At 61.1% G+C, this 16,164-nt stretch carries 11 protein-coding genes; 5 read left to right on the top strand and 6 right to left on the bottom strand.

The annotated features are described in order from the left end of the window. Positions 1-36 precede the first annotated feature (36 nt). From sufD to HB375_RS12365, 4 genes are all read right to left on the bottom strand, one after another. Positions 37-1,332, bottom strand: a complete 1,296-nt coding sequence (gene sufD / locus HB375_RS12380; RefSeq protein ID WP_343232410.1) for a Fe-S cluster assembly protein SufD — start codon at positions 1,330-1,332, stop codon at positions 37-39. Between the two features lie 19 nt (positions 1,333-1,351). Further along, positions 1,352-2,104: a Fe-S cluster assembly ATPase SufC gene (gene sufC / locus HB375_RS12375; RefSeq protein ID WP_167673323.1), complete on the bottom strand. Its 753-nt coding sequence runs from the start codon at positions 2,102-2,104 to the stop codon at positions 1,352-1,354. A gap of 115 nt (positions 2,105-2,219) precedes the next feature. Further along, the gene (sufB, locus tag HB375_RS12370; RefSeq protein WP_167673322.1) at positions 2,220-3,692 is read right to left on the bottom strand and encodes a Fe-S cluster assembly protein SufB; all 1,473 of its coding nucleotides are present in this window, start codon (positions 3,690-3,692) and stop codon (positions 2,220-2,222) included. A 70-nt stretch (positions 3,693-3,762) separates the two neighbouring features. After that, complete coding sequence (locus HB375_RS12365; protein WP_167673321.1) at positions 3,763-4,935, bottom strand: aminotransferase class V-fold PLP-dependent enzyme; 1,173 nt, start codon at positions 4,933-4,935, stop codon at positions 3,763-3,765. A gap of 230 nt (positions 4,936-5,165) precedes the next feature. Between HB375_RS12365 and HB375_RS12360 the strand changes: the two genes are divergently transcribed. Beyond that, positions 5,166-5,822 (top strand): alpha/beta hydrolase, encoded by a 657-nt coding sequence (locus HB375_RS12360; RefSeq protein ID WP_167673320.1) that lies wholly within the window; start codon positions 5,166-5,168, stop codon positions 5,820-5,822. Between the two features lie 76 nt (positions 5,823-5,898). On the opposite strand, the gene HB375_RS12355 is transcribed toward HB375_RS12360, so the two are convergent. Next, the gene (locus tag HB375_RS12355; protein WP_167673319.1) at positions 5,899-7,980 is read right to left on the bottom strand and encodes a M10 family metallopeptidase; all 2,082 of its coding nucleotides are present in this window, start codon (positions 7,978-7,980) and stop codon (positions 5,899-5,901) included. A 195-nt stretch (positions 7,981-8,175) separates the two neighbouring features. Between HB375_RS12355 and tyrS the strand changes: the two genes are divergently transcribed. Together tyrS and HB375_RS12345 are read left to right on the top strand one after the other, a co-directional pair. Continuing rightward, positions 8,176-9,438 carry a tyrosine--tRNA ligase gene (gene tyrS, locus HB375_RS12350; protein ID WP_167673318.1) on the top strand — a complete coding sequence of 421 codons (1,263 nt, stop codon included), beginning with the start codon at positions 8,176-8,178 and terminating at the stop codon, positions 9,436-9,438. Between the two features lie 74 nt (positions 9,439-9,512). Then, entirely contained in the window at positions 9,513-9,716 is a 204-nt protein-coding gene (locus tag HB375_RS12345) for a DUF1737 domain-containing protein (RefSeq protein WP_167673317.1), read from the top strand. Between the two features lie 17 nt (positions 9,717-9,733). Here HB375_RS12345 and HB375_RS12340 read toward each other — a convergent pair whose 3' ends face one another. Next, entirely contained in the window at positions 9,734-13,192 is a 3,459-nt protein-coding gene (locus HB375_RS12340; RefSeq protein ID WP_167673316.1) for a DUF3971 domain-containing protein, read from the bottom strand. A 155-nt stretch (positions 13,193-13,347) separates the two neighbouring features. Between HB375_RS12340 and bcp the strand changes: the two genes are divergently transcribed. After that, on the top strand, positions 13,348-13,812 hold the full coding sequence (bcp, locus tag HB375_RS12335; protein WP_167673315.1) for a thioredoxin-dependent thiol peroxidase: 465 nt from the start codon (positions 13,348-13,350) through the stop codon (positions 13,810-13,812). Positions 13,813-13,906: 94 nt separating this feature from the next. Next, positions 13,907-16,138, top strand: coding sequence for a matrixin family metalloprotease (locus HB375_RS12330; protein WP_205800177.1), 2,232 nt, complete (start codon positions 13,907-13,909; stop codon positions 16,136-16,138). Positions 16,139-16,164: the final 26 nt, after the last annotated feature.

The following is a 16,164-nucleotide window of genomic DNA, read 5'->3' as shown; positions in this document are numbered from 1 at the left end:
GGATGGCCGGATCAAGGCCGGCCATGACGAAGGAGCCTATGTTCTCGCCTTCAGCCACTCCTCGACCGTGTGAACAAGCGCCTCTCGCACGTCCTCATTGTCGACGAACTCGATGGCCTCGCCCAGGAACGCTTGAATCAGAAGGCTCTCGGCCTCCTTCTTCGGGATGCCCCGTGCCATGAGGTAGAACAGAAGATCCTCATCGAGCTGGCCGCAGGTCGCACCGTGCGCGCACTGCACGTCGTCAGCGAAGATTTCGAGTTCCGGCTTGTTGTTCATGGCCGCGCCGTCGGCGAGCAGAAGCGCCGCCGACATCATGCGGCCGTCGGTCTTCTGTGCGTGATGCGGAACGATGATCTTGCCCTGGAACACGCCGGTCGCCTCATTATCGACCACGGTCTTGAACAGCTCGCGGCTCTCACAATGGGGCGCGGCGTGTTCGACGACGAGCGTGGAGTCGCCGTGCTGGCGACCCTTGAGCATCGTCGCGCCGTTGATCTGCGCCTTCGTGTTCTCGCCGTTGAGAATGGCGAAAACCTGATGGCGTGATGTGGCAGAACCGGCCACGACGTTGATGCTGTTGAAGGACGCCTCCGCCCCGATCTTTACCGCGAAGGTCGAAAGCGCGAGCGCCTGATCGCCTTCCGCATTGACGCGGACATGATGGACATTGGTCTGGTCGCCCGCGATCAGCTCCACCACATCGTTAGGCTGGTGGCTCACGCCGTTCGTGCTCTCGTGGGTCTCGAGGAGCTTCACCGAAGCGCCGTCTTCGATGAGCACGAGCACGCGGGTCGCGGTGGCGACGGCGGACGCGCTCGATGTGACGAAGCGCAGATGAACCGGCGTCGTCACCTGCCCGACGATGCGGATCATCACCCCATCGGCCATGAAGGACGAGTTGAGCTGATAGACCGGGTTCTGCCGCGCCCATTCCACCGGGCTCAGGCGGGTCAGCCAATCATGGCCGCTCGCAAGCGCTTCCGCCAGCGGTACGATTTCGACGCCCTCGGGCAGGTTCTTGAAATCGACCGCGTCGCGAACGAAGTGGCCGTTCACGAAGGGGACTTGCAGCGCATTGATCTCCGCCAGCGCCTTCGCGTCCCGCAAAGCCGTCTTCGCCTCGTCGGCGGAAGGCACCTTGGCGAAAGGCGCGACTTCGCGCATCAGCGCACGGAGATCCGTGTACTTGAACTCCTCGACCCGGCGATGCGGCAGGCCGTTGCGTTCGAAAAGCTCGAAGGCCTGCGCGCGGGACTCGACGTCGCCCGGCAACGTCGCCTTCACCGTCTCGAAGGCCTGCACCAGCCCTGTCTCGGCCGGCGTCTTCATCAAAGTGACCCCGGCCATCTCAGGCAGCCTCGCTCTCGCGGTAATCGGCGTAGCCGTTGGCCTCGAGTTCGAGCGCCAGCTCCTTGCCGCCCGACTTCACGACGCGACCCGCCGACATGACGTGCACGGTATCCGGCACAATGTGGTTCAACAGGCGCTGATAGTGGGTGATGACGAGGAACGAGCGATCAGGCGACCGCAGTGCATTCACGCCCTCGGACACGATGCGCAGCGCGTCAATGTCGAGGCCGGAATCCGTCTCGTCGAGGATGCAGAAAGTCGGCTCAAGAAGCGCCATCTGGAGGATTTCCATGCGCTTCTTCTCACCGCCCGAAAAGCCGACGTTGAGCGCGCGCTTCAGCATGTCCTTCGGAATTTCGAGCTTGGCGGCTGCCGCATTCACGCGCTTGATGAAATCCGGCGTGCTCAACTCGTCCTGCCCGCGCGACTTGCGCTGCGCGTTCATGGCAGCCTTCAGGAAGGTCATCGAGGCGACGCCCGGGATTTCCAGCGGGTACTGGAAGGCAAGGAACACACCCGCTGCCGCGCGCTGATCCGGCTCCATCTCCAAAAGGTTCTGCCCGTCGAGGATGATCTCACCGTCGAGGACTTCATAGTCCTCCTTGCCGGCGATCACGTAGGACAAGGTGGATTTGCCGGAGCCGTTCGGCCCCATGATGGCGGCGACCTCGCCGTTGTTCACCGTGAGATTGAGGCCGTTGAGAATGCGCTTGTCCTCGATCTGGACCACGAGGTTCTTGATTTCGAGCATCTGAGTATTCCGTTTCTTGAGGCGTGGATGGCCGGATCAAGTCCGGCCATGACGGGCCTTGGAGGTTTCGCGTCATGCCCGGGCTTGTCCCGGGCATCCCCGTCTTTGACTTTGATTAACCGACCGAGCCTTCCAGCGAGATCGAGATCAGCTTCTGCGCTTCGACGGCGAACTCCATGGGGAGTTGCTGCAGAACGTCCTTCACGAAGCCGTTGACGATGAGCGCGGTTGCTTCCTCTTCCGAGAGGCCGCGCTGCTGGCAGTAGAACATCTGATCTTCGGAGATCTTGGATGTCGTCGCCTCGTGCTCGAACACGGCGCTTGCGTTCTTCGACTCGATGTAGGGCACCGTGTGCGCACCGCACTGGTTGCCGATGAGGAGCGAGTCGCAATTCGTGAAGTTGCGCGCGCCAGAGGCCTTGCGGTGGGCCGAGACGAGGCCGCGATAGGTGTTTTCGGATTTGCCCGCCGCGATGCCCTTCGAGATGATCCGGCTCGTGGTGTTCTTGCCGAGATGGATCATCTTGGTGCCGGAATCGACCTGCTGCATGCCGTTCGACACGGCGATCGAGTAGAACTCGCCGCGGGAATTGTCGCCGCGCAGGATGCAGGACGGGTATTTCCACGTGATCGCGGAACCCGTCTCCACCTGCGTCCAGGTGATGACCGAATTCTTGCCCCGGCAATCGCCGCGCTTGGTCACGAAGTTGTAGATGCCGCCCCGGCCTTCCGCGTCGCCCGGATACCAGTTCTGGACGGTCGAGTACTTGATCTCGGCATCGTCGAGGGCCACAAGCTCGACCACTGCCGCGTGAAGCTGGTTCTCGTCGCGCTTCGGGGCCGTGCAGCCTTCGAGATACGAAACGTAGGAGCCCTTGTCCGCGATGATGAGCGTGCGCTCGAACTGCCCCGTATTCTTCTCGTTGATGCGGAAGTAGGTGGACAGCTCCATCGGACACCGGACGCCTGGCGGAACATAGACGAACGACCCGTCGGTGAAGACTGCCGAGTTGAGCGTCGCGAAGAAATTGTCCGTGACCGGCACGACCGAGCCGAGATACTGGCGCACGAGGTCCGGATATTCGCGGATGGCTTCCGAAATCGGCATGAAGATCACGCCCGCCTTCTTCAGCTCTTCCTTGAACGTCGTGGCGACCGACACGCTGTCGAACACCGCGTCCACCGCCACCCGGCGCTCCGGCTCGACGCCGGCCAAAATCTCCTGCTCGCGGAGCGGAATGCCGAGCTTCTCGTAAGTGCGGAGAATTTCGGGGTCCACCTCGTCGAGGGACTTCGGGGCCGGGTTCTTCTTCGGCGCGGCGTAGTAATAAATGTCGTTGTAGTCGATCTTGTCGTAGGACACGCGCGCCCAGCTCGGCTCCGTCATGGTCAGCCAGCGCTTATAGGCGTCGAGCCGCCAGGCGAGCATCCATTCGGGCTCGCCCTTCTTGGCCGAAATGAAGCGGATCACGTCCTCGGAGAGGCCTTTCGGCGCCTTCTCCATCTCGACCTCGGTTTCGAAGCCGTACTTATATTGATCGACGTCGATCGACCTGACCTGGTCGATCGTTTCCTGCACTGCAGGCATCTGTCTCTCCCACCGCTCACGGTTTCAAGGACCGCGGGTTGATGACATTGGAAATGCCAACGTAGCCTTTTCAGGCCGCGCTCGCCTTCCGCTTATATAAGGTAGAGACCACCTTTTCGCACGCTTCCGCAAAGCGGACCACGTCTTCTTTTGTGGTCGTCCACCCCAAACTCACACGCAAAACGCCCTCCGCGAGGGCGGGCTCGATACCCATGGCATCGAGCACATGCGACCGCTTGACCTTGCCCGAGGAGCAAGCCGAGCCGGAGGAAAGGGCAATTCCCTCCAGATCGAAGGCGATCAGCGCCGTTTCCGCCTTGAGGGCGGGTATGGCAAAGGCGAAGGTATTAGGCAACCGCTCAGCGCTTGCAGCGATCACAATTGCCTCGGGCGCGATGCAGCGCAGTTGCGCCTCAGCTTCATCACGAAGCGCCCGCAGACGGGCAGCCTCCTCACTCAAGGTTGCAAGGGCGATCTCCGCAGCAGCGCCGAAGCCGGCGATGGCCGCCACGTTCTCCGTGCCGGCGCGGTTCCCCTTCTCTTGCCCACCGCCCCGGATCAGCCGGTCGGCAATCTCGAACTGGTCGGAGGCGAGCACCAGCGCACCAATGCCCTTCGGCCCGCCGAGCTTGTGGGCCGAGAGGGTCAGCGCATCGACGCCGAGCATCGTGATATCGACCGGGACCTTGCCCGCCGCCTGCACCGCGTCGGTATGGATCAACCCGCCACGGGCGTGAACGAGCGCCGCCGCCTCACCGACCGGCTGCAGGACGCCGGTTTCGTTATTGGCAAGCTGGACGGAGACCAGCGCCCGCCCCTCGCCCATCTGCTCAAGACGCCCTTTCAACCAAGCCAGATCGATGACGCCGTTTGCATCGACCGGGATGGCCTCGGCCGCCTCTGACGGGAAGCGGTGGCCGTTGAGCACGCAAGGATGCTCCGTCGCGCCCATGAGAAGGCGTGCTGCGCCCTGTTGCCCCAGGCGGCGGAACGACGGGCTTAAGGCCAGGTTGCTGGCCTCAGTGCCCCCGCTCGTGAAGATCACGTTCTTGGCACGCGCACCGACGAGCCGGGCGACCTTTTCTCGCGCGCTCTCGATTTCCGACCGCGCGGCGCGGCCCTCGGCATGGACCGATGAGGGGTTTCCGAGAAGCTGGAGCGCGCGCGCCACCACCTCCGCAACCTCGGGCCGCAAGGGCGAAGTCGCGTTATGGTCGAGATATGTGCGCCGACTTCTTGCCACCTCTACCGCCCTGCCTCACGAAATCCTTGCAATCGCCCCTGGTTGCCGTGCTAAAGCACAGCCACCACATCATATCAGTTCGCGCCCGAATGGCCGATGGCCGGCCGGAGCGCCTGAGGGGCAGGACTTTAGAATAGCTCTAAAGTCATTTCAAGAATTCCGCGGCCGAAAATCAAGGCTGTCGTGTTTTCCCTCTCCTGAGCGGAGAGGTTGAGAAGAGGTTCGCATTCATGCCTGAGGTCGTCTTTACGGGTCCCGCCGGTCGCATTGAGGGGCGTTACCAGCCCGCCAAAGAGAAAGGCGCACCCATTGCCATCATCCTGCATCCGCACCCCCAGTTCGGCGGCACGATGAACAACCAGATCGTTTATAACCTTTTCTATGACTTCGCGAACCGCGGCTTCTCGGTTCTGCGTTTCAACTTCCGTGGCGTGGGCCGCAGCCAGGGCGCGTTCGACCACGGCCAGGGCGAGCTGTCCGATGCCGCCGCCGCGCTTGACTGGGCCCAGGCAGTCAACCCGGACGCCCGCGCCTGCTGGATCGCCGGCGTCTCCTTCGGCGCCTGGATCGGCATGCAGCTCCTGATGCGCCGTCCGGAGGTCGAGGGCTTCATCTCCATTGCCGCCATGGCCAACCGCTACGATTTCTCGTTCCTGGCCCCCTGCCCGTCCTCCGGCCTGTTCGTGCACGGCTCAGAGGACCGCGTCGCCCCGGTGAAGGACGTCGTCAGCGTCATCGAGAAGGTCAAAACCCAGAAGGGCGTGAAGCTCGAGCACGCGGTGGTCGACGGCGCTAACCATTTCTTCGACGGCAAGGTCGACGAGCTGATGATCGCGGTCGACGAGTACCTCGACAAGCGCCTCGGCTCGGTCGAGGAAGCAGCCTGATTTCCCTTCGTTGCTGATGCAGAAAGGCCGGTCCTAGGACCGGCCTTTTGTTTTAAGCCTGCTCTTCCGCCGAAACTTAAATGAAGGCGAAGTCATCCGCTACGAGCTTGCTCAGAAGCATGTTGCTCAGCGTTACGCTCATTCCATCCTTCGCGATGACCACGTCTGTCCCACTCTGATAGGCCGAAGCCATCACGGCGAAGAAGCTCGAGAACAGACTAGAGGAGAACTGGACCCGATCGGTCACGCCCCAACCTGCCGCAAAGTCCGTGATCACCGCGGACTGTGCCGAGTTTATGATCCAGAAGGTGTCGTTGCCTGTCCCGCCGGTCAGGCGCGAGCCGTAGCCGTCGGCAATCAGGATATCGTCACCGGCATCGCCGAAGAGCGCATCGGTTCCGGTATAGCCGTAGATGTAGTCGTTTCCGTCACCACCATAGACGGTGTCGTTCCCTTCCATACCGAACAGATAATCCTGACCGCCTCCGCCCAGGATCAGGTCATTGCCGTCACGGCCATAGACGATGTCGTCATGGTCTCCGCCGTCAACGGTATCATTCCCGAGCCCGCCATCGAGCGTGTCGTTGCCGGATTGGCCATAGAGTATGTCATTGCCGGCGTCGCCGTAGATCGAGTCAGCACCCGTCCCGCCGACAACGTAGTCGTGACCGGCACCGCCATAGATGAGGTCGTTGTCCTCACCGGCATCAATGGTGTCGTTACCGTCGCCGCCATAGAGGGTGTCGTTGCCAAAGCGGCCGTAAATGCGGTCGTTCCCGGCGCCGCCGTCCATGAGATCTTTGCCGTAGACGTAAGTGCTATTGGCCCACGGGCTCTTGTCATCCAGCAGATCGTCGCCGACGCCGCCGTAAAGCGTATCGTTGCCGTCCAAGCCAAACAGGGAATCGTTGCCGGCGTTGCCGGTCAGCATATTGTTGGCCTGATTGCCGCGAATATGATCCGCCCACGAACCGCCAATGGCATTCTCGATCAGCGAACGGCTGTCTCCGTGGTATTGGAGAGCGTTATAGACGTTGCCGCCCGCATAACCCGCGAAGCCACTCTTCTGAGCACGCTGGTATGGCGAGAACATCGAATACCCGCCGGGAGCCAAATCAACTTCCGTATAGCCCGTATAGGCCGAAAAATCGTAGGTATCGACGCCGCCGCCGTCCCAGACGGTCAGGAAGATCTTGCTGTCCTTCGTTGCGCCTTGGCTGACGCCGTTGACGTATGTCTCGCCGTTATACGGATTCCACTTATAAACGGTGTTGCCGCTATTGGTCGTGAAATCCGCGCCATACATCTCCTGAAGCGCTGCGATGTCGTACATCATGTAGGTCTGCGGATACATACCCTGATCGTTGTACGACATCACGGTATATTCCGTAGAATCATGCCACGAGCTCATCGCGGGCAGCACGCCGGCCGCCTCATGCGAATGCTTCATCCCGAGCGTATGACCCATCTCGTGCAGGAAAAGGAAATACTGATACGATCCCGGCAAAGGATCGTCCTTTCCGTACTGCAACCAGAGATCGCCGCCGTAGACTGGAACGCCCGGGTAATAACCATGGCTGCGATTGATGATCTGACCGGGATTGAACCCGGCGACCTGAAGGTCAGCGCCATCTCTGCCGGCATAGTCGATCGTGAGATTGGTGAACGATTCCACCGAGGTGAGGCCCATGCGCGGCCGGTCATAATTGGGACTATAACCTTCCAGGATATGGCGGATGCTCTGCTCCGTCCCGAACGAGACTGGAGTGAATCCGGAAGCACTGGGGTTGATCCACTCGTAGTCCCAGCGGGAATCCGTGAAGCTGTAGGTCAGCTTATTGTTGTTCCATTGAGAGCCCGAGAAAACAGACAGCGTATCCCGATCGATGTAGGTGGGAGCGTAGTACTTCGACCTCCCGAACGACGTGTAGGGAAGCAGGGTCGCCGCAGCCGAAAATCCCCAGAGGGGGGCCGCCGAGACATTGTTGGAGAACCAGCTCCAAACCGAGCTATACCACACCGGTGAGCTATGACCGGCCAGGTTCCAGGCCTCTTCGGCATAGGCTTGGGACGGGTCCTCTGCCTGGTCGCCGTAGCTGTAAGGATCAAAACTCGCCCAGGAACCACCTTGGGCTTCAGCGACGCAGGCGTAACACATGGGACCCCCCAAAAGCATGAAATACCATTACACATATAACCTACCGGCAGAGGCGCCTGTCAACACTTTCCTAACCACAACCTCGACAGCGGGCCTCCCAGGCCCTGTCAGACATCCGAAATCTCAAGGGTGAAATCTCCCAGGGAAGCTGCTAAACGCCCCTGTGAACAATCCTTGAAAGAGACGAGAGCCGCGATGAACGCGCCGAAATCCGATTTTCTAAGAGTGCTCACCGAGCGGGGCTTCATCCACCAGACGTCCGACTTCGAGGGCATCGATTCCGCGGCTCTCGAAGGCCGGCTGACGACCTATGTGGGCTATGACTGCACCGGCCCCTCGCTGCATGTGGGCCACCTGCTCTCGATCATGATGTTGCACTGGCTGCAAAAAACCGGTGCCGGCAAGCCCATCGCCCTCATGGGCGGCGGCACGACCCGGGTAGGCGACCCCTCCGGCAAGGACGAGAGCCGCAAGCTCCTGACCGTCGAGCAGATCGGGGCCAACAAGACCAGCATCAAGGGCGTCTTCTCACGCTTCATCGGCTTCGGCGAGGGTAAGGTCGACGCGATCATGGTCGACAATGCCGAATGGCTGACGACCCTCAACTATATCGAGTTCCTGCGCGATGTCGGGCGACACTTCTCGGTCAACCGCATGCTCGCCTTCGACAGCGTCAAGCTGCGTCTGGAGCGCGAGCACGAACTGTCGTTCCTGGAATTCAACTACATGATCCTCCAGGCCTACGACTTCGTGGAGTTGCACAAGCGCTATGGCTGCGTGCTGCAGATGGGCGGCTCCGATCAGTGGGGCAACATCGTCAACGGCATCGACCTCGGCCGCCGCCAGGGCACCGGGCAGCTTTACGCCGTCACCTGCCCGCTGCTGACCACGGCGTCGGGTGCGAAGATGGGCAAGACCGCCTCCGGCGCGGTCTGGCTCAACGCCGATATGCTGAGCGCCTACGATTACTGGCAGTTCTGGCGCAACACCGAGGATGCGGACGTGAACCGCTTCCTCAAACTCTTCACCATCCTGCCAATGGACGAGATCGCCCGGCTCGAGGCGCTTCAGGGCGCGGAGATCAACGAGGCGAAGAAGGTTCTGGCCACCGAGGCGACGGCCCTCGTCCATGGCCGGGAAGCTGCTGAACTCGCCGCAGAGACCGCCCGCAAGACCTTTGAGCAAGGTGCGCTAGCAGAGAGCCTGCCGACGGTCGAAATCGCCAATGCGCTTCTTGAAGCGGGACTTGGTGTGCTCACTGCCTTCGGACCGGAATATGCGAAGCTCGTTCCCTCCACCAGTGAGGCGCGCCGGCAGGTGAAGAGCGGCGGTTTGAAGGTGAATGACCAGACCGTCACCGACGACCGCGGCGTGCTCAAGCTGACCGACCTCACGGCAGAGGGCGTGATCAAGCTCTCCTTCGGCAAGAAGCGGCACGTCCTGCTGCGGCCGGTTTAGACACAACTTGACACGGTCAGCACGATTTGAGACACAGCGAGGCTTCGTGAAACTTTGTTTCTATGGAGCCTCTGATGAAACTCTTTCGCTATTTTACCGGGCCTGACGACGCGAGCTTCTGTGAGCGCGTGACCGCTGCTCTCAATGCCGGTTGGGAGCTCTATGGCAACCCAACCCTGACATACAGCGAAGAGAAAAAGCGCGTCATCTGCGGCCAAGCGTTGGTGAAAGAGGTCGAAGGCGACTACACGCCCGATATCGACCTCGCGAAGCAATAAGGCAGCTTCCTCTTCAATCAACGTTCCGGCGCCGCAGGCGCCGGACTCGTCTGCACCTCCCCCCCGCCGACTCCAAAGAGCTTGCGCAGGAAGCCGGGAGCCACGGCGGAGAGAGGATTGACTGTGAGCGTGGGCGACGCCATCGGCCCCACGACGCGGAAGTTCACCGCGAACAGCCCCTCATATTGCCCGCCGCCGAGCAGCCTGCCGACGAGCGGCACCTGGGCAAAAGCGTTGTTCAGCCCGTAAGCGGGGACGAACGTTCCCGAAATATCGAGACGGTCACGCCAATAGTCGATGGAGCCGCCGAGCGTGAAGCCGATCTGACTCCCGAAAATGGCAGCATCCTTGAACTCGAGGCGGCCCGCCGCCTTCGTGAAGTCGAACCGGGCCTTCGCGAACGTGACCTCGTTGACGTCGACGCGGACGGCTTGGGCATTCCCTGAGCGATCCAGTCCGGACACGAGCTGAGACTGCGTGGGGATGATGCGACGCAGCGCGGGCTCGTTATTCAAGGTGAAGTCGTGCAGCGTCAGAATACCGGCCTGTGGGCCATCGCCCGTCGCTATCTGCACGAGGAGTTCGCCGCCCGACATGCGGCGGTAGATGTCGAGGAAACGAAGCAGCGCGCCGCCATCTTCCGCCTGCAGCACGATCACCGGATTTCCAGCGCTCTGCGAGAGCGTTTTCGCGGCGATGTTGCTCGCGCCCAGACGACCCTTCATGTCGAGCTGGCGGATGCTGTCCTTGCGCATCGACATTTTGAGCGAGGCGTTGGTGATGGCCTCGTCATTGAAACCCGTCAGAATGTTGAGTGCGAGATCAAGGTCGAAATCCTTGCTGTCGCGCTGGGAAGCCGAACCGCGTGCCGGCGCCGCAGATGACGAGCCACCCAACTTGGTGAAAGGCCGCGCATCGCCGACATTGCCGCGCACGGTGACTTTGTAAGCCCCATTCACCCGCTCGAGCTGCGCGCGCATTTCGTCGCCGGCAGAGATCTTGAAGGTCGAAAGGTCCGCCTTGTCGAGGGCGCCGTCGCTCGACAGCGTGGCCGTTCCGCGCAATTGCACCACGCCGGCGTCGAGTTGCAGATCGCGGAGCTCGTCCGAGGGGCCGGAGATGAGCGTGAAGGAGAGCTTGCCGGGTTTTCCCGCGGGCTTGACCCAACCGGGGATCAGCTGGTCCACGGCAACTTTCGTCAGATCGGTCTCGACGCGCATGCCGGGTTTCGCCGACTTGCCGAGCGGCATGCTCACCCGCAGCGGGAGGACGCCGGTCAGCTGTGAGCCGAAGGACAGGCCCTTCTTGGCGCGGGCCGCATCGTCGAGCACCAGCGAGATGTTGGCTTCACCGCCTTGCGGCGTTTGCTGAACATCGATGGTCGCCGGCCCGCCCGCGAGCTTGCCGTCGCCCTTGATCGAAAGGTTGCCGCGATCATAGACGATCGCGAGGTTCGCCCCCTCCAGGCGGTCCTTCCCAAAGACCTTGTCGACGCTCAAATCGCTGGTGGTTCCGTTGACGGTGAGCGGCAGGTCCGCGAAGGCGGGCACATGGTTGACGGCAAGGCCGATGCCGACCTTCAGATCGGTCTTGCCCTTCATCGCTGCCGGGTCGAGATCGAACCCGGCGATTTGCTTAATCGCGGGCGTCTGCAGCAGAGCCCCAAGTCCATCGGCGCCGCCGAAGAGGCGGAAATCGATGCGCGCGAGCGCATCGTCCTTCCAATAATTGTCGAGGATGAACGTGCCATCGGAGGCGTTCAGGCTGCGCTCGTTCATGTCGACACGCCCGACAGGCGCCCGGAGAAAGGCCTTGGTGCCCGTCACGGTTCCAGAAACGTCGAGGCGCGACAACGGCGGCAAGGCCTCCGACACGCGTAAGACGCCTTGCGAGATTGCGAAGTCGATCTTGAGCGCGTCGTCGGGGATCGGCTCGCCGGACACGGCCTTCGCCAGGTCGGCGCCGGTCAGCCCGACTTTGAGCGCGATGGATTCAAGCATCCCGCTCTTGAGACTGCGCATGAGGAACTTGCGCACCGACGGGGCAACCGCCTCCGGCCAGATCCGCAACACCGAGCGCATGTCGGTCTTCTCGCTGTGCACAGCGAGATTCAGGCTGCGAGGGTCGGCTGCACCGCCAAGTTGCCCCGTGATGTCGAGGGAGAGGTCCGGCCCGCGCAGGCTCAAGGATTTGATGGTGACGCCGTCGGGTCCAGCGAACTCCGCTGCAATGTCGCTGACGCTCACAGGCTTGTCGGCAGTGGACGCGGGCGACAGCATCGCATCCTTGCCTTTGAGCGAGAGCTTCCAGCTTTCCGTCTCAGAAGGCGTCGCGAGCCGGCCTTGCAGGCGCACATGCGTGCCGCCGCCCTTCAGCTCGAGATTTTGCAGATCGAGCGATTTGCTCGCCTCGTCCCAGGCGACCAGGATCTGCGCCCCCTCGATGGCGAGAGGCGACGTATCCGGATCGTCGATGCGAATGCTTCCCGCGTTGCCGTCGAGCCGGGCTTTCAACTCGATCACGCGGCCATCGGCAAAGGCGGCATCGACACGGCCCGAGAAGTCGAGGTCCGTCGTTGCGGGAATGGCCGACAGGCCGGTGATGAGTAGAATATCCTGGATCGGTGCGCTGTCCGCGATGACGGTGGCGTGGTAGCCACCCTTCCCGTCCGCCTCGGCATCGCCGCTGACCTGCCAGTCGCCCTGCGGTCCGTCGAGTGTCGCCTCGAAATGACGCCCGCCTTTCTCCGTCCAGTCGAAGGTCGCATCCACACGCGTGAATCGCCCCCGCTCGCGCTGGTCCGCATCAATGAAGACGAGGCTCGCATTGGTCAGCTGCGCGCGGCCAAGCGATTGCAGAATGCTCTTGGGGCCGACGACGAATTCGAACAGAGATCCGACAGCGCCCGAGACCTGCGAAGGGCCGTTGAAGTCGCGTTTGGGAGACGGCTCAGAGCTCGATGTCGGAACAGGTTGCGCCGCAGCGGCCGAGGCATCCCCCGCCTCGCTCGGCACAGGAGAGAAAGTCAGCGAGCCGTCCCGGTTGACGAGCAGGCGCAATTGCGGATCGCGGAACTCAACGGACTTCGGCTGCAAATTGCCGATCAGGAGCGAGAGGCCATCCACACTGACGGTCGCATAAGGGGCGCGCAGAACGAGATCCCCGCCGGGGCCGCGAATGTCGAGGCCGTTCGCCCGCAGAGCGGGTGAGCCACCATGTAGCTCAAGGGCTGTATTGCGCAGAGTCACCGTCCAGCCGGGACCGATGCGTGCGGCAATCGCATCCGCAACGCGCTCGGGCAGACGACCGAAGCTCATGGGCCCCGCGCTCAGCCGAAGGTAGAGTAGGCCCAGCCCAATGACGACGAGAAGAACGATGCCAAGCTTCAGATAGAGAGCACCACGAAGCACACGCCCGAGGGCGCTTCGCTTGCCCGGATCGCGCCGGGCGGGCGTGGTGCGAAGAATTGGCTTCATTCTTGTGACGTAGGGCGGCCCGGTTCTTGAACTATTTCGGCAGTACGGGAATCAGTTGAGCGGGACCTTACCCCTCCGATGCCCCTCGCGACCATCACTTTCGGCCGCGGGCGCGCGTGCTCAACCACGACATTCCGTCGAAAGGAAGGCGAACAATGACTTTGGCCGTTGGAACGAAAGCCCCCCAATTCTCGCTGCCCGGGACGGACGGGAGGAACATTACGTTGGATAACTTCAAAGGCAGGAAGGTTGTCCTTTATTTTTACCCCAAGGACGACACTACTGGCTGCACGAAAGAGGCGCAGGACTTCCAGGCGTTGCGGAAGAACTTCGCCTCTGCCGGTACCGAGATCATCGGCGTCTCGCCCGACGGCCTGAAGAGCCACGACAAGTTCCGCACCAAATACGGCCTCGAATTCGACCTCGCCTCCGACGAGGAGAAGACCATGCTCCAGGCCTATGGCGTATGGGTCGAAAAGAGCATGTACGGACGCAAATATATGGGCGTCGAGCGCACCACGGTCTTGATCGACCACGAGGGCAAGATCGTGAGGGTCTGGAACAAGGTGAAGGTGCCGGGCCACGCGGAAGAAGTGCTGGCAGCAGCAAAGGCGCTCTGAACTGAGGTTGGCGAAGATCGGGCATCGCCTCTTGGTTGAAACTTTCTCAGGCTTCGAATACTACAGGTTATAACCTTATAACCTGTGTTCTCCTATGTCCGACTACAAAGCCATCCTTTCCGGTCAAAGCTGGAACTCGCTGCCTACTCTCAAGCTCAATAAGCAGCCGGTATTTCTCACCTATACATTCAATAGTCTGTGGAGCTCGGAGAAATTCGACAGCGCAGATGTGGCCACGGCGCGCACCGCCCTGAAGATGTGGGGGGATGCCAGTGGAATCCGTTTTATCGAGGTCAAAGGGAAAGATGCCGAGCTAAAGTTTCAGTGGAGATGGGAATGGGGATCCTTCAGCGCCCGGGCGGAATTTCCGGAACTCTCCCAGGACACTTCCGATGAGGGACTGGTTCGGGACGCCAGCGGCGGCAATATCTATATGAATTCTCGGTATCGTACTGAATTTTCACAGTATCAGCCGTTTAAACTTTACATTCTGCTTCATGAGATCGGCCATGCGCTCGGCCTCAAACACCCCTTTCACAGGATGGACCACAACAAGCAATTGTTGAGGTCGGATCTCGATCACGTGAATTACACCGTGATGAGCTACACGGGAGGCGACATCGATATGCAGTCGGCCGGCCTCGGCTCGCTGGACATCCAGGCGATCCGAGCCCTCTACGGCAGTCCGTCGCGAGATGGGAAGCAGGTTGCGAAGTGGAGCTGGAGCCATGCCAAGCAAACCTTGACCCAGATCGGCAAGAGCAAGGCGGACGTCATCTATGGCGTCGCCGTCAAGGACATCATCAAAGGCGGTCGTGACAATGACAAGATCTACGGTTTCGACGGCAACGACATTCTTTACGGAGAGGATGGCAATGACTTCCTGAGCGGCAGCGACGGCAACGACATCCTTTACGGTGGCGTCGGCAATGATGTTCTGAGAGGCGGATACGGCGACGACAGGCTGCACGGAGGCACAGGCAACGACAAATTGGACGGCGGGGCCGGCAAGGATGCCTTACAGGGCGACGGCGGTAACGACAGTTTGAACGGTGGGGATGGCAATGACACCCTACGGGGAGGTGCAGGCAACGACGCCCTCAGCGGCGGGTATGGCGTCGACATCCTGTACGGAGACTTCGACGACGATGTCCTCCAGGGCGAAATCGGCAACGACACCCTGAAGGGCGGTGACGGCAACGACACCTTGGACGGCGGAGATGACGATGACACTCTTTATGGAGACATCGGCAACGACAAACTGGACGGCGGATACGGAAACGACACTCTGTGGGGAGGCGCAGGCAACGATATCCTGACCGGAGGAGACGGCAAGGACATCTTGCAGGGCGGCGACGATAACGACAACCTGGACGGTGGATACGACGACGACACCCTGAGCGGCGGATACGGCGCCGACGTCTTGCAGGGCGATGATGGCAACGACAGCTTGGATGGCGGATACGGTGACGATACCCTGAGCGGTGGATACGGCATTGATATCTTACAGGGCGGTGAGGGCAACGACAGCTTGGACGGCGGATACAGCGACGACACTTTGTATGGCTACATCGGTAACGACTCCTTGGGCGGTGGAAGCGGCGCGGACGACTTGCAAGGCGGCGATGACAACGACACTTTGGACGGTGGATCAGGCAATGATACCCTGCAAGGAAGTGTAGGCAACGATGTCCTGAACGGTGGCGACGACGGCGATGACAGCTTGGACGGCGGACACGGCGATGACACCTTGGACGGTGGATACGGCAACGACACTCTATACGGCGGCATCGGCAACGACACTCTGAGCGGTGACGCCTTAGCTGACGTCCTGCAGGGCGACGACGGCGATGACACCTTGGACGGCGGACACGACGATGACACTTTATACGGCGGCATCGGCAACGACTCTTTGAGCGGTGGAAGCGGCGCGGACGTTTTGCAGGGCGGAGACGGCAACGACACCTTAAGCGGCCGATACGGCAGTGATGTCCTGCAAGGAGGCCATGGCAACGATCAGTTCGTTTTTGATGCCTGGCTCGGTAGCTTCAACGACGTCGACCAGATCGTGGACTTCGAAAGTGGGGGAAAGGACAAGATCGTCCTGTCTTCGGAGATCTTCGGCTATATCGCCAAGGGCGAGTTGAGCGCAAATGCGTTCTCAGCCACAAAGAGCGCGATGGATGCAGATGACCGGATTCTCTTCGATCCAGAAACGCGCACTCTCTCCTATGATCGGGACGGAACTGGCGCAGCAGCAGCTGTGATTTTTGTGAAACTCCTAGGAGAGTCGACGGTCACCTACAGCGACATTCTCGTCGTCTGAACTCTGACACCTGCAACTAAAAAGGC

It is taken from the genome of Microvirga terricola (assembly GCF_011777495.1).
Lineage (GTDB): Bacteria > Pseudomonadota > Alphaproteobacteria > Rhizobiales > Beijerinckiaceae > Microvirga > Microvirga terricola.
This window is presented reverse-complemented; position numbering and strand designations above follow the sequence as displayed.

Bases quoted from the DNA above. Each gene is read 5' to 3' on its own strand.
- sufD (WP_343232410.1), bottom strand. From the start codon at position 1,332: ATGAAGACGCCGGCCGAGACAGGGCTGGTGCAGGCCTTCGAGACGGTG.
- sufC (WP_167673323.1), bottom strand. From the start codon at position 2,104: ATGCTCGAAATCAAGAACCTCGTGGTCCAGATCGAGGACAAGCGCATT.
- sufB (WP_167673322.1), bottom strand. From the start codon at position 3,692: ATGCCTGCAGTGCAGGAAACGATCGACCAGGTCAGGTCGATCGACGTC.
- HB375_RS12360 (WP_167673320.1), top strand. From the start codon at position 5,166: ATGCCTGAGGTCGTCTTTACGGGTCCCGCCGGTCGCATTGAGGGGCGT.
- HB375_RS12355 (WP_167673319.1), bottom strand. From the start codon at position 7,980: ATGTGTTACGCCTGCGTCGCTGAAGCCCAAGGTGGTTCCTGGGCGAGT.
- tyrS (WP_167673318.1), top strand. From the start codon at position 8,176: ATGAACGCGCCGAAATCCGATTTTCTAAGAGTGCTCACCGAGCGGGGC.
- HB375_RS12345 (WP_167673317.1), top strand. From the start codon at position 9,513: ATGAAACTCTTTCGCTATTTTACCGGGCCTGACGACGCGAGCTTCTGT.
- HB375_RS12340 (WP_167673316.1), bottom strand. From the start codon at position 13,192: ATGAAGCCAATTCTTCGCACCACGCCCGCCCGGCGCGATCCGGGCAAG.
- bcp (WP_167673315.1), top strand. From the start codon at position 13,348: ATGACTTTGGCCGTTGGAACGAAAGCCCCCCAATTCTCGCTGCCCGGG.
- HB375_RS12330 (WP_205800177.1), top strand. From the start codon at position 13,907: ATGTCCGACTACAAAGCCATCCTTTCCGGTCAAAGCTGGAACTCGCTG.